Raw genomic sequence first — 24,261 nt, 5'->3', positions numbered from 1 at the left:
TTCCCTTAAAAAGTATTTAAATTACAGGTTTGGGCTGCTGTGATTGCGGGCTTTGATGGTATAAATGCAATCAGCTTGATACTATCATGTATGAATCAATGACTACGCCACGATATATTTCTAAGGACAATGAATAGCTATGCTGAGATATTTACGGAACTGGTTTCAACGTCGCTTTTCTGACCCGCATGCTGTAACACTTACCCTTTTGCTGATTATCGGTTTCGCATTAATCATTTTTGCCGGACAAATTCTAGCCCCTATTTTAGTAGCCATTGCTTTAGCCTACTTGCTTGAGTGGCCGGTAGCACGCTTACAACGGGTTGGTTTTGGCCGTTTGTACGCAGTACTCATCGTGTTTTTGCTCTTTATAACCTTTGCATTATTACTGGTGTTTTTCTTGGTACCTGTAATTTGGCAACAGAGCGTGAATTTACTTAGCGAGTTGCCCCTCATTGCTCAAGCATGGCGCGATCTGATGGAAAGTGCTGAGGAAATCGCCCCAGCATTTATAGACGGCTCACAGATTCAAATGTTCACTGATAAAGTGAACGATAGGCTTTTGCAGTTTGGCCAAGGAATTTTGGAACGCTCGTGGAATACTATTGTATTACTTGCTGTGTTTTTGGTTTACATGATTATTGTGCCGCTGTTGGTATTCTTTATGTTGAAAGACAAAGAATTACTATTGGCTCACTTTAACCGTGTTCTTCCGGAACAGCGGCGCTTGATTAGCCAAGTAGGCACGGAAATGAACTCGCAAATTATGAATTATATTCGTGGGAAATCGGCTGAAATCGTAATTGTTGGTGTTGTAACTTATATCACCTTTAGCCTCTTCGACCTGCGTTACTCAGCATTACTTGCCACGCTAGTGGGGCTATCCGTGTTGGTGCCATACATTGGTGCGGCGGTAGTTACCATTCCGGTAGCTCTTGTAGGTTTATTCCAGTTCGGTATTTCACCAACGCTGTTCTGGCTTATTTTTGCCTATTTAGTTATACAGGCGTTAGATGGTAACGTGCTTGTGCCTGTTTTGTTCTCGGAGGCAGTAAGCTTAAACCCGGTATACATTATTGCCGCAGTATTGGTATTTGGCGGCATTTGGGGCTTCTGGGGCGTGTTCTTTGCAATTCCGCTGGCGAGCTTGGTAAAAGCGGTGATAACAGCATTATCTCAGCAAACGGATACTGAAGAAGATTTAACCAGCCATAATTGATGTTTAGGTAATATTAAAAAAAGCCGCCTTCAGCGAGGTTATCACTGACGGCGGTTTTTTGTTGCGGTGCTAAAAGGTTTTAATTTAAGGCATTCAGTACAACTTCGTGGTGATCTTTAGTTTTAAACTTATCAAACACTTGCGCAACCTTGCCATCTTTACCAATTAAAAAGCTAATTCGATGAATACCATCGTATTCACGGCCCATAAACTTCTTCGGGCCCCATACACCAAATGCGTTTGCAACTTCGTTTTGTTCATCGCCAAGTAAGGTGAAATTTAATTCATCACGTTCGGTAAATTTGGCTAATCGTTTCGGCGCATCAGGGCTTATGCCAACCACAGTAACGCCTTTGGCTGCTAGTTCATCGCGGCTATCACGTAACTTTTGCGCTTGCACAGTGCAACCCGGTGTCATGGCTTTAGGGTAGAAGTACACCAATACTTGCGCCGATTTTAGTAAATCAGCAAGGCTAACAGCCTCACCATTTTGGTTGGGTAGGGTAAATAACGGCGCTTTATCACCGGCTTGCAGAGTTTTCATAATGTTGGCTCCATGGCAAATTCTAAAAGTTAGAACACGATAGTGAATCGAATTGATAAAACATCAATACTTATAGTTTCAAAACCATTAATAATTACGCTTTTAAGATTAAGGATCGATCATTGAGCACTCGCCGCTCATTGCGGAAATTAAAAACTATATTTTTATGAAAGCATAGATTGTAGCGAATCGCTAGTGCTGTACACTTGTCATTCACTGGCTGCACGAGTAAGATTGTGGCCTTATTTTATGAGGGAGAATCTATGCTGACCGGCAGTATGGTGGCGCTTGTCACCCCATTTACCAGCAACGGTAACGTTGATTATAAACTCCTCGCTGAACTTGTAGAGTTTCACGTTGAATATGGCACTGATGCCATTGTATCTGTTGGAACCACCGGGGAATCACCAACCTTAAGCCATGATGAGCACGTTGATGTAGTGCGAGCAACGGTAGAACTCGTTAACAAACGTATTCATGTGATAGCGGGCAATGGTTCAAACTCAACTCATGAAGCTGTTCAGCTTACCGAGCGCATTGCTATGCTTGGAGTTGATGGTTTTTTGAATGTAACTCCCTATTACAATAAGCCCAGCCGTAAAGGCATTGTTGAACACTATCGGCACGTGAGTGAAGCCAGCGATCTACCTCAATTTCTTTATAATGTTCCGGGTCGAACGGCCTGTGATATGCTTCCGGAGCTGGTAGCGGAATTAGCTGAATTTCCGAACATTATTGGTATTAAAGAAGCAACCGGTGAAGTAGAACGTGTTGCCGAGCTACAACGATTATGTGGGCCAGATTTTCTATTACTTAGTGGTGATGACCCCACATCAAGAGATTTTATTCTTGCGGGGGGGCACGGTGTTATTAGCGTGACCGCTAATTTAATGCCACAAACCATGAAGCGAATGGTAGATGCTGCTCGCCGTGGCGATATCGAATCAGCCGAAGAATTTGATAAGAAATTGGCATCATTGCATCAAGCCTTATTCGTTGAAGCAAACCCGATTCCTGTGAAGTGGGCGATGGCGAGATTGGGCTGGATCCAACCTAATTATCGATTACCTTTAACGGCTCCGGAACTTGAGAACGAAAAAGTTATCGAACAAGCACTCAAAGATGCTGGATATTTACAATAACGGAGTTTTGATGAAGTTTAATAAAGTATTGATAGTAGCCTTAGGCGCGGTGATAGTAAGTGGTTGCGCGGCACAACGTGATTTAGCCGAAGGCAGCTTCGATTATTTAGAAGTGGAAGATCATGGTGCGTTAACAGCCCCTGAAGGGCTTTATGTTCCGCAACAACGCGCACAATATCGTTTACCAACGCTATCTACTGAGCAACGAGAAGGTTCTATCGGTCAAGCCGTTAGTGTTCGTTCGCCACGGCAAATGCTAACGCTCGCGCCCGGAAGCCGAGTGGATGAAGGCTCGAACGAAACGCGATTAGCATTTGACGCTGTAGAAGGTATAACAGATCTTCCTGATTGGGTTTGGCGCGCAGTAGTTGCTGTAATTGATGAACTTGATGCAGAGGTTATCGAACATAATCCGCAAGAACGGATTGTAACGGCTCGTTTTAGCAAACAGCATTACACTTTAGGCCGCGAGGGCTTCATCAATCGCTTACGCCGCGTACGCGATGAATATACTTCTGAACAGGTGCTTACGATTGAAATGCAAGCGGCGAGCCATCGCCGTAGTGCAGTAATTGATGCTCGTGCATCGGAAATTACTTGGTTTGAGAATGGCACTCCAGCTTCAGCACAAGATACTCCGGTAATGTTACAGCGTGAACTTGAAGCAGGTATTCTAAACGATGTTTCTGCTTATCTTGCGCGTAATTACTCCAGTGACCAAATTGCTGATGCTCGCCGCGGCGTGGAAATACGCCAAGGTGAAACGGCTGATGGCTTTGCGGCTATCGTGTTTGATAGTAACTTCAACGTGGCGTGGAGTTTAATGCCAGGCGTATTGGAAAGCTCAGGTTTTGTAATCGAAGATTTTAACCAATCTGAAGGTGTTTATTACACTAGTTACGAACCTGCAGGTAAACGCAGCTTCTTCCGCCGTTTGGCGTTTTGGCAGGCCAAAGAACGTGGTGAACTTCCAATTACTGTAGGTACTGAAATTGAATTCAATGTTGATGATCGCGATGGTGTGATTTATGTGATTCCATACATTGATGAAGAGCCAGCTTCGGCTGAACAAGTAGCTGAATGGATGCCGGTATTTGCTCGTGCGTTTCGTGAACAAACTGAAGATTAATTGAGATTAGATTAATGAAAAAACTAAATGAGCTTTATCGTGGCAAAGCGAAAACAGTATTTACTACAGAATACCCAGAGTATCTAATTTTGCAATTTCGTGATGATACATCAGCGTTTGATGGTGAGCGTATTGAACAATTAGATCGCAAGGGCATGGTAAATAATAAGTTCAATTTTTTCATTATGGAAAAATTAGCGGCAGCGGGTATTCCTACACAAATGGAATCATTGCTTTCAGATACTGAATGCGTGGTAAAAAAGCTAGATATGATCCCCGTAGAATGTGTAGTGCGGAATATTGCTGCGGGCTCTTTAGTGCGCCGTTTGGGAGTGGAAGAAGGAATTGCGTTAAACCCACCCACCTTTGAGTTATTCTTGAAAAATGATGCATTGCACGACCCTATGGTGAATGAAAGCCATGCGGTTGCCTTTGGTTGGGCAACAGAAGCGCAATTAGCTGAAATGAAGCGGCTAACCTTTGCGGTAAACGCAGTGTTACAGCCGTTATTTGCCGAAGGCGGTATGCTCTTGGTTGATTACAAACTTGAGTTTGGCATCTTTGCCGGGGAAGTTGTTTTAGGCGATGAGTTCAGCCCCGATGGTTGCCGGTTATGGGATAAAGAAACCCGCACTAAGTTGGATAAAGATCGCTTTCGCCAAGGTTTAGGTGGCGTAGTGGAAGCTTACGAAGAAGTAGGTAAGCGTTTGGGTATGAAATTCGATTAACGTAACTTACTAACGTTGAACTACTAAATAGCGCTTAGCTTTCGGTTAAGCGCTATTTTTTTGGCCGTTCTTCTGAATCGTCATCTTTTTGCCAATCTTCATCGCCCCAATTATCTTTGTCCCATTCATCTTTCTCCCAATCATCGGCAGCTTTTGAACCATCTTTGTGCTTCCTGAGTAGATTAGGCATTTTCATATGCGCGGTTTTCTTAATTAGCATTACATTGCTAAAGATAACCGCCAGTACCAAAACAATAATTAAAATTACGGCCCAAAGTGGCATTGTCATTTTGTAGCCTCAACTGGTGGTGTTTCAACTTGTAAGCTGTAACGTTGAATAATATTCTGCAAGCGCGATGCAACCAAAGGCAAGCCCAGTAGGTTTTGCGCGCGTAAAAACTCACCTAAGTAGATTACCGATTCAGGTTGCTGCCATAACGCTTGATAATGGCTAGCAAGTGGCGCGTAGCTCAAGTGCCAAGGTTCTGCGGCTACACCATTACCACGGCCTTTATAGGGCCAATAAAAACCAAATTGGCCAGCATGATCTTGTAGCCATTGATAGAGTTTATAACATGGCCCACCAGGCTCGTATTCATTCGCCACTAATTGTAACTTCTTTTCCGTGCCTTCTTGGCTGGAAAAACCGTGCGCATCGAAAAAATCAAACTCAGTACCCCAGTGATGGCGGCTTGTGCCGGGCAAGGCAGACCAATGCAATATTTTCTCTAGCGCTCGTTCACTTTCATTACTCGCCGCTAGTTTTTTTGTCCAAATAGCCTGTTGCCGCTGAAAATCACGAAATCCAGAGGCTATTTGCAGTTCAAAGCCAGCACGCAAAGCAGCTTCGCGCATGTTGGTGTAAGCCTCAACAACAAGCGGTTGGAGCTTCACTTTTTCTGAATCAGCGGTTGAAACCACCACAACGTGATCGCTTGTAGCGCCAATAAGTTGCTCGGCGTTAATCGCTGCGATGGCCTGTTTCAATCTATCCTGGCTCAATGGTTTTTCCTCTTTACCCATATGTAGCTTGGATTACTACTAGGGTTTCAATGCTATAACCGAACCTACTTAACGAGCATGTTTACCAATATTGCTTCGTACATATCGGTAAGATCGATTAAATCACTATGGCTCACATTCTCGTTTACTTTATGAATAGTGGCATTCACCGGCCCTAATTCAATAACTTGTGCTCCGGTGGGCGCTATAAACCGGCCATCAGAAGTGCCACCTGCCGTGGATAGTTCCGGCTCTTCACCTATCACCTGCTTAACTGCAGCCTTTGTAGCGTTTACTAATGGCCCTTGCTCGGTAAGAAAAGGTAGGCCGTTCAGTGTCCAATCAATCGAATATGTGAGTGAATGTTTATCTAGTATATGCAATATTCGGGCTTTTAGCGTATCGGCAGTTGATTCAGTGCTAAATCGCAGGTTAAAGGCGATTTTTACTTTCCCGGGGACCACATTAGTAGCGCCGGTACCAGCTTGAATATCAACAATTTGAAAACTCGTAGGTGGAAATGCGGCATTTCCTTCATCCCAAATCTCAGCGGCTAGCTCCGCAAGCGCTGGTGCAGCCTGGTGAACCGGGTTTCGAGCTAAGTGGGGATAAGCAACATGGCCTTGAATACCGTTTACCGTGAGATAGCCGGTAAGGCTGCCACGGCGGCCATACTTAACCACATCACCGCAATAGTTTGTGCTTGAAGGCTCGCCCACCAAACACCAATCAATTTTTTCATTACGCTTCTCTAAGGTTTCGATTACCTTCACGGTGCCGTTGATAAATGGCCCTTCTTCATCGCTGGTGATCAAAAAAGCAATACTGCCCGCATGTTTTGGGTGTTTATCAACAAAGCGTTCGGTAGCTACGATCATAGCTGCGAGGCTACCTTTCATATCCGCCGCGCCACGGCCGTACAGCGTACCGTTTTTATCAACTGGCTGAAATGGTGGTGTATCCCAATCATTCTCATCACCAGCAGGAACAACATCGGTGTGGCCAGCAAAACAAAATAACGGGCCGTTTTGATTGCGCCGAGCCCACATGTTAGTAGTATCAGAAAACACCATAGATTCGATGTCAAAACCCAGAGGAGAAAGCCTTTCGCCCATTAATTTCTGGCAAGCTGCATCGTTTGGAGTTACCGAACGGCGGCTTATCAGTTCACGTGCTAAAACTAAGGTAGGGTGGTTGCTATCATATTCTTTAGGCACTGAAACGCTCCTGCCATTCTGCTTCATTAAAACCTACAGTGAGCTCACCGTTTTTCACAACCACAGGGCGTTTTAAAAGTGTAGGGTGACTTTGGATAAGGTGAACCGTGCGTGGCAAAGTAAGTTCGCCTTTGTCGTCGTCGGGTAGTTTGCGCCACGTGGTTCCGCGCTTATTAATTAGGATATCGACACCGACCGCGTTAACCCAGTGTTCGATAGTACCGGCAGCTAGTTGTACCGTTTTCAGATCTTCAAATTGATAATCCACATCATGTTCTTTTAGCCACTTCAGTGCTTTACGAACGGTATCGCAATTTTTAATACCAAAAACAACAATGCTCATGATCGCTCTCTTACCAGTAAATTAACAGAAAATGATGCGCTTACAGTGCCACAGAACCGAAAAAAACGGAAGTATCGATAAGTTTCTCTTAGGTTATTCAATTCCATCCACTTTTTCTGTGGATAACCTTGTTAATTAGCTGGAGTGAAGTCGGTATCTTATTGAAATAAATAAATTAAAACGATTGTGCGAGTTTTCATCACATGCTGTTTTTTTGATCTTATTTAGTACTTTATGAGAATATATCTAAATGTTAAGCAAATAGGTGAGTGCTCCATGTGGACAACTTTAAAACGCGGGGCTGATTACTTAAAGTTATGGCCAAACCATGCGGTGGTTGGCAATTTGCCGGAAAGTAAGTTTATTCCGGCAACTAAACTTGGGGTAAAAGTTTTGCCCTTTGCTGCAATAGCCAATTTCTTTGTGCAAATTCAGTATCTAGGTACTGAGTTTCTCCCGCAAATTCTGGGTGCTTCATTATTTCTATTGGTGCTGCCGATACAAGGCTATTATTGGTTAGGTAAACGGGCCTATCAGTTACTGCCACCAGCTTTGAATAGTTGGTATTTCGAGCTACAGAATAAGTTAAATGCGGCTGGTGAAGATATTCGTTTACCGGGGCACAGAAAAGGCCCCTGTTATGTAGATTTAGCACGAGTATTACGTAAGGCATTAGCAGTGCTTCCGCCGGAAGAGCAATAACTTAGAACATCATCAAATACTAAAAAAGGGCATCTGTTGATGCCTTTTTTATACTAATCCAATTACTCTGATTTACTTACTTTGGTTTAAAGGTACTCCAAATTGGCGCGTGATCAGAGGGTTTTTCAATGCCGCGAAGTTCATAATCAATGCCTGATTCTATGCAACGGCTGGCTAGAGGCGCTGTTGCTAGAATTAAATCAATTCGCAGCCCACGGTTATCATCGAATCCGCGTGAACGGTAATCAAACCAACTGAATTGATCATCGCGCTCAGGGTGGGCGGCTCGGTATGTATCGGTGAAGCCCCAATCCATCAACGTTTGCATCCATTCCCGTTCTTCAGGTAAGAAGCTGCACTTTCCAGTTTTTAACCAGCGTTTGCGGTTCGCTTCACCAATGCCAATATCTAAATCAGTTGAGGAAATGTTCACATCGCCCATTAATACAAGCGGTTGCTCAGGTGATTGTGTGGTTTCAAGGTAATGCATTAAATCTTGATAGAATTTCTCTTTAGCTGGAAACTTTAGCGGATGATCGCGCGATTCACCTTGCGGAAAATAACCGTTCATAACGCGAATTTTTTCCCCACTCGGAGCGGTTACCGTAGCCATGATCATGCGACGCTGAGCATCCGCATCATCACCAGGCCAACCGTAACAAACATCCTCAAATGGCAGTTTAGTTAACATGGCAACACCGTAATGGCCTTTTTGGCCAAAGTAGAGCACCTGATAGCCCATGGCTTCAACATCGGCGAGAGGGAATTGGTCATCATGCACTTTGGTTTCTTGCAGGCCAATTACATCGGGTTGATGTTTATCGATTAATGCTTGCAGCTGGTGTAAACGTGCACGAATACCATTGATGTTAAAACTAATTAATTTCATAAAATAATTCTTTATAGTGTTCTAAGTGAATAGATTCGAATGATTGTTGCTAAAAGAATACCATTGCCGAGCGAAGGATGCAGCAGGGAACTGCATCTTAACTACATAGACTAGTAGAGCCAGCTTTGTAACCGGCAAAAGTAGCCCTGTGCATCTGTACATCAGGGTGACACGGGGTATACTGTGGCGCGAAAAATTGAAAACATACTAACAATAATCAGCGTTTAGGAATTAGCAGTGATAAACGAATTATTAGTGGAGCTTGGCACATGGATGCGGGGGCACTTGGCCTATATAAGCGTTATGATTGCCGCAACATTGCTGGTGATCTTTGGCAATGATATTAACCGCGCCGTTAGTCGCCAAATTAGCCAGTATCACTTTATTTTTCGAACCATTATTTTTGTGCTTCTTTGTGCATTTGGCTACGGCATTCTGATGAATTGGATGGCACCCTTTATTCAGTTTCAATTAGGCCAAGTATCGGCACGCTACTTAGGTATTTTAGTAGTTGGAATTATGCTATCGCTGGGTATTATTGCCGAGCGTAAACACACTTTTTAATCAGGATTTTGGGCTTTAATGATGAAATGGGCAGAGATAAAAGCAGGCGCTAACGCACTTGCTCATATTCGTGAGCATGGCTTATTGGCTGATGATGTAAGCACTATGCTCGGAGCTTCGGGCGGCCCAAAATGGTTTGTGCTGCAAGGATTGGATAATTTTCTATTCGCTGATTTCTTTGCTAACAGAACGCAGCCGTTGAATCTGCTTGGTACCTCGGCAGGGGGCTGGCGTTTTGCGAGCTTGGGCCGATCTAACCCGGCTGAAGCTAGTGCATTATTTAGTAAGCTTTATCGTGCTACCGTTTACTCGAAAAAGCCGGATGTGCGAGAAATTACCGATAAAGCTATTGATTTACTACATGAGTACGTACCCGATTCAGCAATTACCGAAATTCTGCAACAAGAAGCCTTTTTACATCATATGATTGTGGTACGTTGCAAGGGCTTGAATGCAGCTGAGGGGCGTTTAGGGCAGGGCCTAGGCTTATTAAAAGCCGCTGGTTTGAACATGCTATCGCGTAAAACTCTTGGCAGCAGTTATGAACGCGTGATATTTCACCATCCGAAAGCAGAGCCGATAATGGGTAAAAATTGGCTGGATTTACCTACAATTCATGTTCCATTGAGTAAAGATAATTTTCGCCAAGCATTGCTCGCAACCGGTTCTATACCAATGGTTCTGGAGGGTGTTCGAGATATTCCTGGCGCGCCTCGTGGTGTGTATCGTGATGGTGGCGTTACCGATTACCATTTTGATGTACCACTCGATGATCAGCGCGGGCTAGTGCTCTATCCGCACTTCCAGCGTGAGGTAATTCCTGGGTGGTTTGATAAAAATACTAAACGTCGCACAACTGGAGCTAATTGGCCGAACACGGTACTAATTATGCCGAGCCAAGCATTTATTGATGCATTGCCGTATGGAAAAATTCCAGATCGGCACGATTTTGCTAAGCTCGATGTTCCTGCGCGACAAAAATTTTGGCAGCAAGCAACTGATTCAGGTTATCGCTTAGCGGAGGAAGTTGCAGAAAGCATCGCTACTGGAAAGATAAAGCAGGATGTTCAACTATGGTGATACTGCGTTGTTCATTTGCTGCTATTGTTATCGGGGAAGCATAAACGGCTGTAAGTAAAGTTATGTAAGCAAACTGGACTTTTAATGGATTTGCTCTAAGCTCAAACTGTACTTCAGAAGCAATTGATTGGAAAAAGAAGTAGTTACAAACATAAAAAGAAGTTTTAGAACAACTCACAGGAGAAGTGTTCATGAATAAATTTGTATCTCTCGCTATCTTAGTTGCTGGCTTGATTATTTTATATTTCGGCTGGCAAGAACGTGAATCTGCGTTGGGCCGCGCTTCAGAAGCGATTACGGGGCAACCTACGGATAACGCACTTTGGTTTCTAATCATTGGTGCGGTACTTACCATCGTTGGTATCGGCGGTGTGTTAACTGGCTTAAAGAAAAGATAACAGCACTAGTTTTTAGGTTCTGCGATTAGCGCCATGATTTGTTATCATGGCGCTAATTTTTTGGGCGTTTGAAAAGTGAGAAATATAATGGCAGGAATTGAAACAAAAGGCCTAAACGAGAATGGCTTTCAGAGTACGGCAAATTACATTGTATCGAGTGAATTGGCTTTGGCGGTTAATGCAGCGGTTACCCTACAAAAGCCCTTGCTTATCAAAGGTGAGCCGGGTACGGGTAAAACACGCCTAGCAGAAGAGCTAGCGATTGCCCTTGATACAGAATTACTGCGCTGGCATATAAAATCAACCACAAAGGCACAACAAGGCCTGTATGAATATGATGCGGTTTCACGCTTACGTGATAGCCAGCTAGGCAGCGAACGTGTGCATGATATTAGCAACTACATTAAACCAGGTAAGTTGTGGCAAGCTTTCACTGCCGAGAAGCGTCCGGTGCTGTTGATTGATGAAATAGATAAGGCTGATATTGAATTCCCTAATGATTTACTGCACGAGCTAGATCAAATGGAATTTCATGTGTATGAAACGGGCGAGCAAATTAAAGCACAGCAACGCCCCATAGTGATTATTACTTCAAATAATGAAAAAGAGCTACCGGATGCATTTTTGCGCCGTTGTTTCTTTCATTACATTCGTTTTCCAGATGCCGAAACACTTGCTGCTATAGTGGCTGTGCATTTTCCAAATATCCAAAAACAACTTTTAGCTACCGCACTGGAAGTGTTTTTTGATCTCCGAAAAGTACCTAATTTGAAGAAAAAACCCTCTACTTCAGAATTACTTGATTGGCTCAAATTGCTGTTGGTGGAAGATGTTACCCCTGGCGACCTTGCCAATAGCCAAGGCGGTTTAATGCCGATGTTTGGTGCATTATTGAAGAATGAACAAGATGTTGAACTCGTTGAAAAGCTTGCCTTTATGGCGCGCCGGAATTCGCGTTAATCCCTATGTTAATTGAATTCTTTTTCCGATTACGGGCACATGGCCTGAAAGTTAGTATTACTGAGTTGCTCGATTTGTTAAATGCATTAGAGCAGCAGGTGATTTTTGCTAACATCGATGATTTCTATTCGCTTTCACGCATGGTTTTGGTAAAAGATGAAAGCCAATATGATCGCTTTGATCGCGCCTTTGCTGAGTATTTTGAAGGGGTGAATGAGGTAGATATTGCATCGTCTATTCCAAGAGAATGGCTTGAGAAGAGCTTGCAACGTCAATTGAGTGCTGAAGATAAAGAGAAATTAAAAGCACTAGGCGGCTTAGATGAATTACTAAAGCAATTCAATGAACGCTTGGCTGAGCAACAAAAGCGCCATGCGGGTGGCAACAAATGGATAGGCACGGGCGGAACCTCGCCGTTTGGTGCTTATGGTTATAACCCTGAAGGTATTCGAATTGGCCAAGAGGGCAGTAACGCCCGGCGAGCAGTGAAGGTGTGGGATAAACGCGAATTCGCTGATTTAGATACCGATGCTGAGTTGAGTAATCGCAACATTAAATTAGCGCTACGAAAATTGCGTAAATTTGCCAGAACAGGTGCCGCCAGTGAACTTGATTTGCCGGAAACAATTCGAGCTACCGGTAAGAAGGGTATGCTTGATTTACACTGGCAGCCAGAGCGTCATAATGCGGTGAAAGTTCTGATTCTATTCGATGTTGGTGGCTCAATGGACGACTATATTTATGAATGCCAGCAATTGTTTGCGGCGGTGCGTTCTGAGTTTAAGCACTTAGAGTTCTTCTATTTTCATAACTGCGTGTATGAAGGGCTATGGAAGAGTAACGAGCGCCGGCAGCAAGAACCTACGCCATTGTTAGAAGTTCTGAATAAATACGGTAGCGATTATAAGCTAATATTCGTTGGCGATGCCACCATGGGACCATATGAAATAGCTTATCCGGGCGGAAGCGTTGAGCACTGGAATGAAGAGCCTGGCCAAGTGTGGATGCAACGATTACTAAATCACTATCCAAAAGCAGTATGGTTAAACCCACAACCGGAAAACCGCTGGGATTATTACCATTCTGTGCAAATGATACGGGAAATTATGCAGAATCGAATGTTCCCGCTGACATTAGGTGGTTTAGGCGATGCCATTAACAAACTGCGCTAGAGCAGGAAAGCTCTAGCGCAGTTTGTTGGTTATTCCGCTCGAATTCGCTCAATTGCTTGTTGTAATCGCGCGGGTGAAAATTCACCTACATGAGTATCAATTAACATACCTTCGGCATTAAAAAATAGGGTAGTGGGAAGCGCAAAAGACCCAATTTCATTACTTAATCGGTTGGTGTGATCAAGTAACATATCATCTAAGTTCAAACCTTGTTCGGCAACAAAATCTAGCACTTGCTGCTTACTATCGCCTTGGCTTACCGTAACTATTGCTACGTCAGGCCATTTTTCTTGCGCATCTTGCAAAAGTGGCATTTCACGTACGCAGGGCGGGCACCAGGTAGCCCAAAGATTTACCACCATTGGCTTGCCTAGGTATTCGCGATTTAGATACACAGACCGATCATCAAGGGTTTGAACTTGTACGTTAGGTACAAACAATTCACCACCGTAGCGATACTCATGATAACCACTCATCGCTGCATAAGCGATTACGCCGGATACACAGGCAATAGCAAGTGGCTGCCAAATTTTTCGGTTGCGGCTAATTTCCCAGGCAGCCATTAAAATACCACCGAGAACACCGGCCCAAAGATCGAAACCGCCATCGCGGATATTGACAATTTGCCATGGCGCTTCTGCGTATACCTCGAAATAACGAACAACAAAACTAACCCGAGCAACAAGAATGCCCACAGCAAGCACATGGAATACTGAATCACCCACCGATATTTTATAACGTTTGCTAACTAGCCATGCCACAAGCATGGTAATAACCACCGCCAGTATAAATATAAACTGCAGCATACCCATGGCGAACGGACCGAATGAAACTGACATAACTTACCTTCTATTTAATAGTTCTTATTGGTGTAAAGTGCGTTGTGATTACAATTGATCAATAGGTATTTTTAGATATACCGTGCCGTTTTCTTCGGCTGGGGGCATTTTACCCGCCCGAATATTCACTTGGATTGCCGGTAAAATAAGTTTTGGCATCGCCAGAGTGGCATCACGTTCTTCTCGCATGTTTACAAACTCGGCCTCGGTAATCTTATCGCGTACATGTTTATTATTGCTACGTTGCTCAGCTACCGTGGTAACAAATTCATGTTCTCGGCCTTCTGGCGGGTAATCATGGCAAATATAGATTTGTGTATCGGCCGAGTAGTTTAGTAGGGTTTTAATCGATCTGTATAAGATATGCGCACTGCCGCCTGGGAAATCGCAACGGGCGGTGCCTACATCGGGCATGAAAAGTGTATCGCCAACAAACATAGCACTACCGTTAACTACGTAGGTAAGGTCAGCGGGTGTATGGCCGGGCGTGTGAACTACTTTAAAGCGCAAACTACCAACTTCGAACTCATCGCCATCTTCGAAAAGTGCATCAAAATGGCTACCATTAGGTAGAAACTCTTTCTCTAAATTAAAAATAGCCTTAAAGGTTTTTTGTACTTCGGTGATCTTGCTACCAATACCAATTTTTGCATTGAGTGCGTTACGCAAAAACGGAGCGGCAGATAGGTGATCTGCGTGCGCGTGAGTTTCGAGGATCCACGGCACCTGAAGGTTAGCGCTTTTTATAAATCCTAAAACTTTTTCGGCACCATCGGTACTTGTGCGCCCTGATTTTGCATCAAAATCTAAAACTGGATCGATAACCACACCGAAACCGCCGGTTTTTTCGTAGACAACATAGGTAAAAGTTTCGCTATCGTTATCTAAAAACGCCTGAACTTGAACATTACTGTTTTGCATAGTGGCTCCGCAAATATTAACTTCTGCTAATTTGCCACACTTGCACTGCTATTTATAGCGTTGTGGTGTGCTATACCTAAATTTTGCATATATTTCGAGCTGTGCAGAGCGCTTGTTAATCTGGATCAAACAGTTTCTGATTGATAGCGTTCGCTCTGCTTACCGAGAACTACTACACTGTGGGTATCTATAAAAAACAACCCTAACCAATTTCCCTTGATGGCCAATTCGCTGCCAACCCTACATTTTGGTATCAAATGAGGCTCTATCCGCGTATGAATCAGATCGAAAGTTCTGAAAAGAATAAACGAAAGAAACACCACGCTTGGTTACACAATGTTGTAGATAATCTTTTTGATGCCATTGTAGTTACCAATTTAAAGGGAACGATTATCGATTTTAATAAATCTGCTGAGTTGATGTTTGGCTATCATCCGCGCGATGTAATCGGTAAGAATGTAGCAATACTTATGCCAAGTGCTATGGCTGCGCAGCATCACCAATATATGCTTAATTCAAAAACGGGTTCTGGCCCTCGTGTGCTTGGGCGTTTGCGGGAACTTGAGGCAGAACGAAAAGATGGCACGCTGTTTCCAGTTACTATTGGGTTAAACGAAGCTGAGTGGCTTGGCGAGCCCTGCTATATTAGCTCTATCCGCGATATTTCTGAACGGCGAGAGGCTGAACAAACCATCGAAAGCCTATCAATGTTTGATCCTCTTACTGGCCTGCCGAACCGAGCTCACTTTATAAAGCTGATGCAACATCAACTGTATTACAGCAATATTCGTGTTGTTGCGATCAACATGGATTTTTTTAACCGCATCAATATTTCAGCGGGAGAGGAAGAAGGCAATCAAGTATTGAAAGTAATTGCGGCCCGCTTGAGCTATATGGTTTCCGATTATCGGGGTATATTAGCTAAAGATATTGAAGATCGATTTTGGATTGGTCTGAATATTTCAGAAGATGAAAATACAGGCTACAACCAAGAGCGTATGCGGCGGCTTTTGGCCGTGTTGCGAGAAGAAATTATTATCAATGGCCGCCATTATAAACTCACAGCAAGTGTGGGTGTTTCGAGTATGGAAAAAGGCGGTAGCGCACCGGAAATTATTGCCCAAGCGGAAACCGCAGGCCATCAAGCAAAAGCCAAAGGTAGAGATCAGTTTTCGGTTTATCAACGAACAATGACTGCACAAGTTATCAGTGAATTTAAACTCGAACAAAAACTGCGGCGCGGAATACACGCCAATGAAATTGAATGCTGGCTACAAAGCAAGGTAGATGGAAATCAACAAGTGATTTCAGCGGAAGCACTTGCGCGTTGGCGTCATCGTGGTAAAACGATTAATCCGGATAGTTTCATTCCGCTGGCTGAACGCCTAGGTTTAATCAATGAGATTGGTGAAATTATATCTCGCTATGTTGCTCGTGCTATTCGACAAACTAGAGAAACAGTACCTGATTTTCAAATTGCGATGAATGTGAGCCCGCGGCAATTTATGCACGAGGCGTTTGTAGTGAATCTTTGTCGAATATTTGCTGAGGAACGAGCGCAATTATCTGGCTTAAAGATAGAGATTACAGAGAATCTTTTGGTGCACGATATTGAAAAAGTGAATGGGATCATGGAGAGGTTAGCGGGCCTTGGCGTTGAGTTTTCAGTAGATGATTTTGGCACTGGATATTCTAATTTGAAACGGCTGCAATGGATACCGGTGGGTGAGTTGAAAATCGATCGCCAATTTGTAGAAGGTGGCATGGAAGGTGGGCGCGGCCAAGCGCTGCTCGATACCATTATTATGATGAGCCAAAGTTTGGGAATGACCACTGTTGTTGAAGGGGTGGAAACAGAGCAACAGTTCAACTACTTGCAAGCTAAAGGCGTGGCTCAGTTTCAAGGCTTCTTATTTCATCGCCCCGAACCTATGGATTTATGGTTAGAGGCGTTTTATCAAAAACTCAACTAAATGGCGCACTTTTGCTGAAAGGTGGCGATTTTGCGGATAAACAGCCCAAATGCCATCATCGGGCATGCGGTAATCTTCTAAAATCATATTTAACTTACCTTTTTTAATGGCCTGATTCACGTAGTAATCGGGTAGTTGCGCTAAACCTAAACTTCTTAATGCTGCATCGAGAAGTGTGGGCCCGCTGTTGCAGCGTAAGCGCCCTTGAGGCCGAAACAGGAATGGTTTTCCTTGTTCATTCAATATTCGCCAACCATCTACGCTGCCTAGTAAGCATTGATGGTTGACCAGTTCCGCAGGCGTTTTCGGCAGCCCATGCTTTTCAATATACGCCGGTGTTGCAACTATGTGTTGAGTGCGTGAACCTAGCCTGCGGGCAATAAGCGAAGAGCTTTCGAGCTGCCCTAAGCGAACAGCAAGATCGAAACTACCTTGAATTAGATCTAATCGATTGTTGGTAAGTTGCAAATCAAGTTCTACCTCAGGGTATTCAACAAGAAATTGGTTTAACAGCGGCGCTAAATGATACTCGCCGTAATACACTGGCGCGGTGATCTTTATTAACCCTCGTGGTGTTAATTTTAAATCAGTAATGCTGCGATTCGCCTCATCAAGGCTACTAACAAGATTGCGGCAATGCTGTAGATAGAGGCTACCTTCTTCAGTAAGGCTTACTCGGCGGGTAGAGCGATACAGCAGCTTGATATCAAGCCGAGCTTCTAGTTCGCTAATGTTTCGGCTTACTTGGGCTACAGATATATCAAGGTAACGGGCGGCTTCAGTAAAACTGCCTGTATCAGCTACAGCGGTAAATTCACTAATTCCTTGCCAGATCTTTGTCATTACGGCTCTCGGTGTGGCTATTTTTGAAAATTAGGTTAAAAAGCTAGGTTCCTATTATTGCACATATGAAAAAGTAAATTTAACTAATTGATATTATCATCCAATGAGAAACAATTAGAATAGAAGCATGTATTTATTAAATTAATGACAAGGAATCACCTATGGATACCATAAAAACACGCGCAGCTGTTGCCTGGGGCCCAGGCGAGCCGCTTACTATTGAAGAAGTTGATTTAATGCCACCGCAAAAAGGTGAAGTGTTAGTGCGTATTGTTGCAACTGGCGTTTGCCATACCGATGCCTACACGCTTTCAGGTGCTGATCCTGAAGGCATATTCCCAGCAATATTAGGCCATGAAGGCGCAGGTATTGTAGAGGCGATTGGTGAAGGCGTAACCTCAGTAGAAGTGGGCGATCACGTTATTCCTCTATACACGCCAGAATGTGGCAAGTGCAAGTTTTGTACCTCTGGTAAAACTAACCTTTGCCAAGCGATTCGTGCAACCCAAGGTAAGGGTGTAATGCCCGATGGCACTACGCGTTTTTCGAAAGACGGCCAGCCTATTTACCATTACATGGGTACCTCTACTTTTGCGGAGCATACAGTAGTTCCAGAAATTTCCTTGGCTAAAATCAGTAAAGATGCACCTTTAGAAAAAGTATGCTTGCTGGGTTGTGGTGTAACAACAGGTATGGGCGCAGTGAAGAACACGGCCAAGGTTGAAAAAGGCGATACGGTTGCTATTTTCGGCCTTGGTGGCATTGGCCTTTCAGTTATTATCGGCGCGGTTATGGCCGGGGCAAGCCGCATTATTGCTATTGATATTAATGAATCAAAGTTTGATATTGCGAAAAAACTCGGTGCTACTGAATGCGTTAATCCAAATGATTACGATAAGCCAATTCAAGAAGTGATAGTAGAAATGACCGATGGCGGTGTGGATTATTCGTTTGAGTGCATTGGCAACGTTAAAGTAATGCGTTCAGCTTTAGAAAGCTGCCATAAAGGCTGGGGTGAATCGGTGATTATTGGTGTTGCTGGCGCCGGTGAAGAAATTTCTACTCGCCCATTCCAATTAGTTACAGGTAGAGTATGGCGTGGTAGCGCTTTTGGTGGTGTGAAAGGGCGTACTCAATTACCTGATTATGTGAATCGTTACCTTGCTGGCGAGTATGAACTAGATACCTTTATTACCCATACCATGGGCCTTGAAGATATCAATAAAGCCTTTGATCTAATGCACGAAGGCAAATCTATTCGCAGCGTAATACACTACTAAACCAAAATATTTATCGAGTTGGCGATTACTGAGTTGCGGGAATTAGGAGAACTAGATGGCATTTTTTACTGAGCATTCAGCAGTTGAATTGAAAGATGAGAAAAAAGTGTTTGGCGGGCAACAATTGCGTTTTCGCCACACATCAAGCGTGTTGCAATGCGATATGGATTTTTCAGTATTTCTGCCGCCGCAAGCAAAGTTGGGCCAAGTTCCTGCTGTGTATTGGCTTTCAGGGCTCACTTGCACTGATGAGAACTTTTCCAGTAAAGCCGGTGCCCAGCGGGTAGCTGCAGAGCTTGGATTGGCCCTCATTATTCCTGATACTAGCCCGCGCGGTGAAGGTGTGCCAGATGATCTTGATGGTGCATACGATTTTGGTTTAGGTGCGGGTTTTTATGTGAACGCTACGGAAAAGCCATGGGTTAAGTATTATCAAATGTATGATTATATTGTGCATGAGCTGCCGAAATTAGTAGAGGCAGGGTTACCGGTAAACCAAGCACGGGCGATTAGCGGCCACTCGATGGGAGGCCACGGTGCTTTGGTGATTGGCTTGCGAAATAGCGAGCGCTACAGTTCGATTTCTGCGTTTTCACCGATCGTTAACCCAATTAATTGTGCATGGGGTAAGAAAGCATTTAGCGGCTACTTGGGTGCTGATGAGAGCCTGTGGCGGCAATATGATGCAACCGTGTTATTACAGGAACGCGATAGCCGTAGCCACGATATTCCACCGATTCTAATAGACCAAGGGGATGCGGATAATTTTTACCCTGATCAACTGCAAACGGAAGCGTTGATAACGGTAAACAATGAAACCAGTGCAGGTGCTAAAATTCGGTTTCAGGAAGGTTACGACCACAGCTATTATTTTATCGCTAGCTTCATTGAGGAACACTTGCGGTTTCATGCGAGTAATCTGCGTTAACTGTAACTGGCAATAATCATAAATTGAAATGTATTTGGAAAGGCGAGCAGATTATCTGCTCGCCTTTTTTATTATGGCATCGCAAAGGATGCGCGAGTGTTCATTTTTCATACTTTTAAAAACTTTGTTCAAAAACAATAAAATATTAAGAGTTTGCGGCTATAGTGAGAGTTATAAGGTTTTCAGCAAAAAGGAATAAATATAATGCGGGTTGTATTTTTAGGTGGAACAGAAACGGTTACCGGCTCGAAGTATTTAGTTGAAACTGAAAACACACGTATTCTTATTGATTGTGGCCTTTTTCAAGGCTATAAGTGGCTGCGCCGACGAAACTGGCAGCCGCTGCCGCTAGATATCGCCAATGTAGATGCAGTTATTCTTACCCATGCTCACCTCGATCATTCCGGTTATGTTCCTGTGCTCTATAAAAATGGCTTTCGTGGCCCAGTTTATGCACATTACGCCACGGTTGATTTGTGTTGGGTGCTGTGGACAGATTCAGGGCGTATTCAAGAGGAAGATGCAAAATACCTAGGTAAACATAATCTTAGTAAACATGAGAAGCCGGAGCCGTTATATACCGAAGAACAGGCTGATAAAGCTCACAAACTATGCCGCTCGGTAAACTTTAAAACTAAGTTTCAAGTTGGCGATATAAGTATCGAATTAACCCCGGTGGGGCATATTCTAGGTGCGGCCAGCGTAGTAGTTGAAGCCGATGGCAAACGTATCGGTTTTTCTGGCGATGTTGGCCGTAGTAATGATCTTTTAATGCTGCCACCCGAACCAATGCCGCCAGTAGATGTGTTGTTGTTAGAATCAACCTATGGCGATCGATTACACGATAATACTGATCCGCTCCAAGATTTGGCAGAAATTATCACTGAAACAGCTAAGGCCGGGGGCGTTTTGCTTATTCCCAGCTTTGCGGTAGGCCGAGCGCAACTGGTTCAACACTTAATTGTAAGTTTAATGGATAGTGGCAAAATACCGCGTATGCCAGTGTTTCTAGATAGCCCAATGGCTATCCGTGTATCGGATATTTATCGGCGCCATAACAAGTATCATCGCTTAACAGCCGAGCAATGTGCACGCTCCGAGCAGATTATTGAGTACACGCAAAGTATCGATGATTCAAAGGCGATTGCTGAACAAGCAGGGCCGCATATTATTATCGCTGGCTCTGGAATGGCCACTGGCGGACGAATTCTTCATCACTTCAAACATTGGTTAGGTGATCATAGGTGCACCGTTTTATTCAGCGGCTATCAAGCAGGTGGTACTCGCGGTGCAAAAATGATGCAGGGTGTTCAACACATTAAAGTGCATGGTGAGTGGTTGCCGGTGAAGGCCAAGATACGTTCTCTCGACGGGCTTTCGGCACACGCTGATTATCAAGAATTAGCCGATTGGCTTGCCAATTCCAAATTAACAGAATCGATGAATATTCAATTAATTCATGGCGAACCCAATACTTTAGAAACTTTTCGTGATTTCCTTTTAGCAAACACAAAGTTTGACGTTGATATTCCCGATTACATGAGTATATTAAGGGTTTAATAAAGTAGTGATGTATTGATGAACATGTTGAGGATGTGGATGCCACAGGGAGCCTTAGCTCGAATAATAAAAATAATGGTGTGCTTCACGGTTATGGGGCGTGAACAACAATGAAGCACGCAAACGTATTAGGCCTTTGTAAATGGAAGAAGCTGTTCAATTAGTTACCTTGTTCATAGCTGTTGTAGGTTTAGTGATAGCCACTGCGTGGTTGTTTGTAAAAAACCGTAAGCAAAATATGTTGCTTGAAAATGAGCAAAAGGTTTTAACTTTGGTTGCGCAAGATACCGAATTGCAAACAAAGTTAGATAACGTGTGTAACTTGATTGAGCAGCAAATCCCGGGTGCACATTGCACCGTAATGATTCGGGATTTTAAAGCAAACGCTCTGAACGTGATATCGAGTAGCAGCTTCCCGCCCAGCTTTTCTGAGCAACTGCAAACTATACCGATAGGTGACCAAGGAGGAGCCTGCGGAGCTGCCGTTGCTAGCGGCGAGGCGGTTATTGTTGCTGATATGCTAACAGACCCAAGATTCCAACGCTTTTTACCGATTATCAATGAGCACAAATTACGCGCCTGTTGGAGCTTCCCGTTTACTGCCAGTAATGGTGATGTAGCGGGCACTTTTGCGTTGTATTTTCACACTAAACGAAAAACAAACCCCAAAGAACTTCGTTTAATTCAACAAACTCGCGAATTAGTGGGTTTGGTGTATGCGCAGCACATGGAACGATTGCGGCGCGAAGAAAGCGAAGAACATTACCGTTCATTGCATACCTATAATCCTGAAGCCGTGTTTACGCTCGATACCGAGGGTTTTTTTGTACAAATGAATGGGGCGGGCACGCGCATGTTGGAACTCGCTGAAGAAACTGTTTTGGGGCAGCATTATTCAGCGGTAGTGAAAGAAGAAGATAGAGAACGAACGGATAGCCATTTTTACACAGCGTTAAGTGGCCAAGCTCAGCGCTACGAGATACAGATATGTAGTCAATCTGGTGCCGTTATCGATCTAGATATAACCAATATGCCCATTGTAGTGAACGGAAAGATCACCGGGGTTCACGGTATTGCCACCAACATTACCCAACGTCGGCGCGATCAGGAACAATTGCAGATACTGGAGCGAAGTGTAGAAGCAAGTGTGAATGGCATAGTTATCGCCGATGCTCGCCAGCAAGGTTACCCTTTAGTGTATGTTAATCCAGCGTTTCAGCGGATCACTGGTTATAGCGCGGCAGAAATGTTGGGTAATAACTGTAAAGTTTTGCAAGGCGAGGGCACCGATTCGCGGGCGATAGAGCAAATCCGCAATTGTTTGAAGAAAGAGCGTGATGTGCAAACCATTATTCGAAACTATCGCAAAGATGGCACGCCGTTTTGGAATGATTTATATATCGCACCCGTGCGCGATAAAAATGGTGTTCTAACTCATTATATCGGTATTCAAAATGATGTTACCGCCCGTAAAGAACAAGAAGAGCAGGTTGCGTGGCACGCTACGCATGATCCCCTTACAAGCCTTCCAAATCGTTCGTTACTTGAAGATAGGTTAGAGCAAGCTTTTCTGTTTAGCCGCCGCTATAAACGAAGTTTGGCCATAATGTTTATTGATCTTGATGGCTTCAAACCGGTGAACGATTCGATGGGGCACAGTGTTGGCGATGCGTTATTAAAAGCGGTGGCGGAGCGATTGCAAACGGCCATTCGCGATGGTGATACCTTATCGCGCTTTGGTGGTGATGAGTTTGTGATTGTATTACCAAATGCTGGAAGCGAAGCCGATATTAATGAAATTGCAGAGCGCTTTCTATTTACCATTGCTGAGCCCTACAAAGTTGCTGGCAAAGAGCTCACGCTTACTGCCAGTATCGGAATTGCGATTGGTAATGATGATTTAATCGACCCAAGGGTGTTGATTCAGCAAGCTGATATGGCCATGTATAAGGCTAAACGAAGAGGCAATAATAATTTTGAATGGTTTACGAGCGATATTAATGAAAAGGTAGAACGGCATGTGTTAATGCGCCATGAAATACAAGAGGCGCTCAAGCATGAGCAATTTTCGTTGGTTTACCAACCGATTTTTGATGGCAATCGAAAGCTTGCTAGCGCCGAGGCATTACTCCGCTGGCATCATCCTGAGCAAGGGATTATTTCGCCGGCTGAATTTATATCTTTGGCAGAGCACACAGGGCAAATTATTCCATTAGGCCGCTGGGTTATTGAGCAGGTATGCCGAGATATGCCGCAACTCAAGGCGCTGGGAATACCTACCATCTCGGTGAACCTTTCTCCACTGCAACTTAGCCGAAGCCGATTTAGTAGCGATTTAGAAGCGATTTTGGAAGCTTACAGTGTAAGCCCGAGCCAAATAGTTTTGGAAATTACCGAAAACGTTTTGGTAAGTGAGTTAACCAATGCCTCTAATACGTTGAATGAATTGCATCGCATGGGCTTTAAAATTGCTATTGATGATTTTGGTACCGGCTATTCTAGCTTGCGCTACTTGCAAGAATTACCAATTGATATCCTGAAAATAGATCGAAGCTTTGTGAATGATGTTGGCGAAGGCAAAAAATACGAAGGCATTACCCGTGCAATGCTCGCGATTGCACAAGAGTTGCAACTTCTAGTGGTAGCTGAGGGCGTGGAAACCGAGGATCAGCTATTATTTTTAAAAGAGCACCAATGTTTGTATTTTCAAGGCTACTTACTAGCCAAACCTATGCCGCTAATTGATTTAGAAGCTTTTTTGCATAACCGATCGGTAAACGCGTAGAATCATCCAATTATTTCTCCCGAAAGCTTCGAGTTGCTCAACG

At 43.9% G+C, this 24,261-nt stretch carries 24 protein-coding genes; 15 read left to right on the top strand and 9 right to left on the bottom strand.

The genetic code is table 11. The annotated features are described in order from the left end of the window. Window positions 1-139: 139 nt before the first annotated feature. Window positions 140-1,219: an AI-2E family transporter gene (locus tag A28LD_RS07560; protein WP_007420489.1), complete on the top strand. Its 1,080-nt coding sequence runs from the start codon at window positions 140-142 to the stop codon at window positions 1,217-1,219. 79 nt (window positions 1,220-1,298) lie between these two features. On the opposite strand, the gene bcp is transcribed toward A28LD_RS07560, so the two are convergent. Continuing rightward, on the bottom strand, window positions 1,299-1,763 hold the full coding sequence (gene bcp, locus A28LD_RS07555; protein WP_007420488.1) for a thioredoxin-dependent thiol peroxidase: 465 nt from the start codon (window positions 1,761-1,763) through the stop codon (window positions 1,299-1,301). 263 nt (window positions 1,764-2,026) lie between these two features. On the opposite strand from bcp, the gene dapA reads away from it, so the two are divergent. The 3 genes from dapA to purC are packed head-to-tail and all read left to right on the top strand — an operon-like array spanning window position 2,027 to window position 4,762. Then, window positions 2,027-2,905, top strand: coding sequence for a 4-hydroxy-tetrahydrodipicolinate synthase (dapA, locus tag A28LD_RS07550; RefSeq protein ID WP_007420487.1), 879 nt, complete (start codon window positions 2,027-2,029; stop codon window positions 2,903-2,905). A 10-nt stretch (window positions 2,906-2,915) separates the two neighbouring features. Then, a complete protein-coding gene (gene bamC / locus A28LD_RS07545; RefSeq protein WP_007420486.1) occupies window positions 2,916-4,034 on the top strand; it encodes an outer membrane protein assembly factor BamC in 1,119 nt (372 codons plus the stop codon). Window positions 4,035-4,048: 14 nt separating this feature from the next. Then, a complete protein-coding gene (gene purC, locus A28LD_RS07540) occupies window positions 4,049-4,762 on the top strand; it encodes a phosphoribosylaminoimidazolesuccinocarboxamide synthase (RefSeq protein ID WP_007420485.1) in 714 nt (237 codons plus the stop codon). A gap of 52 nt (window positions 4,763-4,814) precedes the next feature. Here the strand turns inward: purC and A28LD_RS07535 are convergent, their stop codons facing one another. The 4 genes from A28LD_RS07535 to A28LD_RS07520 all read right to left on the bottom strand — a co-directional run bounded on the left by A28LD_RS07535 (window position 4,815) and on the right by A28LD_RS07520 (window position 7,324). Next, window positions 4,815-5,051, bottom strand: coding sequence for a DUF2897 family protein (locus A28LD_RS07535; protein ID WP_007420484.1), 237 nt, complete (start codon window positions 5,049-5,051; stop codon window positions 4,815-4,817). Then, on the bottom strand, window positions 5,048-5,764 hold the full coding sequence (locus A28LD_RS07530) for a M15 family metallopeptidase (protein WP_158091785.1): 717 nt from the start codon (window positions 5,762-5,764) through the stop codon (window positions 5,048-5,050). The genes A28LD_RS07535 and A28LD_RS07530 overlap by 4 nt, the downstream gene beginning before the upstream one ends. Window positions 5,765-5,829: 65 nt before the next feature. Further along, window positions 5,830-7,008, bottom strand: a complete 1,179-nt coding sequence (gene dapE, locus A28LD_RS07525; protein WP_050795156.1) for a succinyl-diaminopimelate desuccinylase — start codon at window positions 7,006-7,008, stop codon at window positions 5,830-5,832. Continuing rightward, window positions 6,974-7,324: a Spx/MgsR family RNA polymerase-binding regulatory protein gene (locus A28LD_RS07520; protein ID WP_007420481.1), complete on the bottom strand. Its 351-nt coding sequence runs from the start codon at window positions 7,322-7,324 to the stop codon at window positions 6,974-6,976. Before A28LD_RS07520 ends, dapE begins: the two co-directional genes overlap by 35 nt. Window positions 7,325-7,600: 276 nt before the next feature. Here A28LD_RS07520 and yfbV point away from each other — a divergent pair, with 276 nt between their 5' ends. Continuing rightward, complete coding sequence (yfbV, locus tag A28LD_RS07515; RefSeq protein ID WP_007420480.1) at window positions 7,601-8,026, top strand: terminus macrodomain insulation protein YfbV; 426 nt, start codon at window positions 7,601-7,603, stop codon at window positions 8,024-8,026. A gap of 76 nt (window positions 8,027-8,102) precedes the next feature. Here yfbV and xthA read toward each other — a convergent pair whose 3' ends face one another. Continuing rightward, entirely contained in the window at window positions 8,103-8,915 is an 813-nt protein-coding gene (gene xthA / locus A28LD_RS07510) for an exodeoxyribonuclease III (RefSeq protein WP_007420479.1), read from the bottom strand. Window positions 8,916-9,152: 237 nt separating this feature from the next. On the opposite strand from xthA, the gene A28LD_RS07505 reads away from it, so the two are divergent. The 5 genes from A28LD_RS07505 (at window position 9,153) to A28LD_RS07485 (ending at window position 13,089) form a co-directional block, all read left to right on the top strand. Then, on the top strand, window positions 9,153-9,479 hold the full coding sequence (locus A28LD_RS07505; RefSeq protein WP_007420478.1) for a DUF3392 domain-containing protein: 327 nt from the start codon (window positions 9,153-9,155) through the stop codon (window positions 9,477-9,479). 18 nt (window positions 9,480-9,497) lie between these two features. Further along, window positions 9,498-10,559: a hypothetical protein gene (locus A28LD_RS07500; protein WP_007420477.1), complete on the top strand. Its 1,062-nt coding sequence runs from the start codon at window positions 9,498-9,500 to the stop codon at window positions 10,557-10,559. Between the two features lie 191 nt (window positions 10,560-10,750). Then, complete coding sequence (locus tag A28LD_RS07495) at window positions 10,751-10,957, top strand: DUF3185 family protein (RefSeq protein ID WP_007420476.1); 207 nt, start codon at window positions 10,751-10,753, stop codon at window positions 10,955-10,957. A gap of 87 nt (window positions 10,958-11,044) precedes the next feature. Beyond that, window positions 11,045-11,917, top strand: a complete 873-nt coding sequence (locus A28LD_RS07490; RefSeq protein ID WP_007420475.1) for an AAA family ATPase — start codon at window positions 11,045-11,047, stop codon at window positions 11,915-11,917. Window positions 11,918-11,922: 5 nt separating this feature from the next. Beyond that, the gene (locus tag A28LD_RS07485; RefSeq protein ID WP_007420474.1) at window positions 11,923-13,089 is read left to right on the top strand and encodes a vWA domain-containing protein; all 1,167 of its coding nucleotides are present in this window, start codon (window positions 11,923-11,925) and stop codon (window positions 13,087-13,089) included. 29 nt (window positions 13,090-13,118) lie between these two features. On the opposite strand, the gene A28LD_RS07480 is transcribed toward A28LD_RS07485, so the two are convergent. Both A28LD_RS07480 and A28LD_RS07475 read right to left on the bottom strand, forming a co-directional pair. Then, a complete protein-coding gene (locus A28LD_RS07480; RefSeq protein WP_007420473.1) occupies window positions 13,119-13,928 on the bottom strand; it encodes a TlpA disulfide reductase family protein in 810 nt (269 codons plus the stop codon). A 48-nt stretch (window positions 13,929-13,976) separates the two neighbouring features. Continuing rightward, window positions 13,977-14,849 (bottom strand): MBL fold metallo-hydrolase, encoded by an 873-nt coding sequence (locus A28LD_RS07475; RefSeq protein WP_007420472.1) that lies wholly within the window; start codon window positions 14,847-14,849, stop codon window positions 13,977-13,979. Window positions 14,850-15,124: 275 nt separating this feature from the next. Here A28LD_RS07475 and A28LD_RS07470 point away from each other — a divergent pair, with 275 nt between their 5' ends. Then, window positions 15,125-16,822, top strand: a complete 1,698-nt coding sequence (locus tag A28LD_RS07470) for a putative bifunctional diguanylate cyclase/phosphodiesterase (protein WP_007420471.1) — start codon at window positions 15,125-15,127, stop codon at window positions 16,820-16,822. Here A28LD_RS07470 and A28LD_RS07465 read toward each other — a convergent pair. Beyond that, complete coding sequence (locus A28LD_RS07465; RefSeq protein ID WP_007420470.1) at window positions 16,793-17,665, bottom strand: LysR substrate-binding domain-containing protein; 873 nt, start codon at window positions 17,663-17,665, stop codon at window positions 16,793-16,795. The genes A28LD_RS07470 and A28LD_RS07465 overlap by 30 nt on opposite strands. Window positions 17,666-17,826: 161 nt before the next feature. Between A28LD_RS07465 and A28LD_RS07460 the strand changes: the two genes are divergently transcribed. From A28LD_RS07460 to A28LD_RS07445, 4 genes are all read left to right on the top strand, one after another. After that, window positions 17,827-18,945 (top strand): S-(hydroxymethyl)glutathione dehydrogenase/class III alcohol dehydrogenase, encoded by a 1,119-nt coding sequence (locus A28LD_RS07460; protein ID WP_007420469.1) that lies wholly within the window; start codon window positions 17,827-17,829, stop codon window positions 18,943-18,945. Between the two features lie 55 nt (window positions 18,946-19,000). Next, window positions 19,001-19,873: an S-formylglutathione hydrolase gene (gene fghA / locus A28LD_RS07455; RefSeq protein WP_007420468.1), complete on the top strand. Its 873-nt coding sequence runs from the start codon at window positions 19,001-19,003 to the stop codon at window positions 19,871-19,873. Window positions 19,874-20,077: 204 nt separating this feature from the next. Next, window positions 20,078-21,433: an MBL fold metallo-hydrolase gene (locus A28LD_RS07450; protein WP_007420467.1), complete on the top strand. Its 1,356-nt coding sequence runs from the start codon at window positions 20,078-20,080 to the stop codon at window positions 21,431-21,433. Window positions 21,434-21,575: 142 nt separating this feature from the next. Continuing rightward, a complete protein-coding gene (locus A28LD_RS07445; protein WP_007420466.1) occupies window positions 21,576-24,218 on the top strand; it encodes a sensor domain-containing phosphodiesterase in 2,643 nt (880 codons plus the stop codon). Window positions 24,219-24,261: the final 43 nt, after the last annotated feature.

The organism is Idiomarina sp. A28L (assembly GCF_000218785.1).
GTDB lineage: Bacteria > Pseudomonadota > Gammaproteobacteria > Enterobacterales > Alteromonadaceae > Aliidiomarina.
This window is presented reverse-complemented; position numbering and strand designations above follow the sequence as displayed.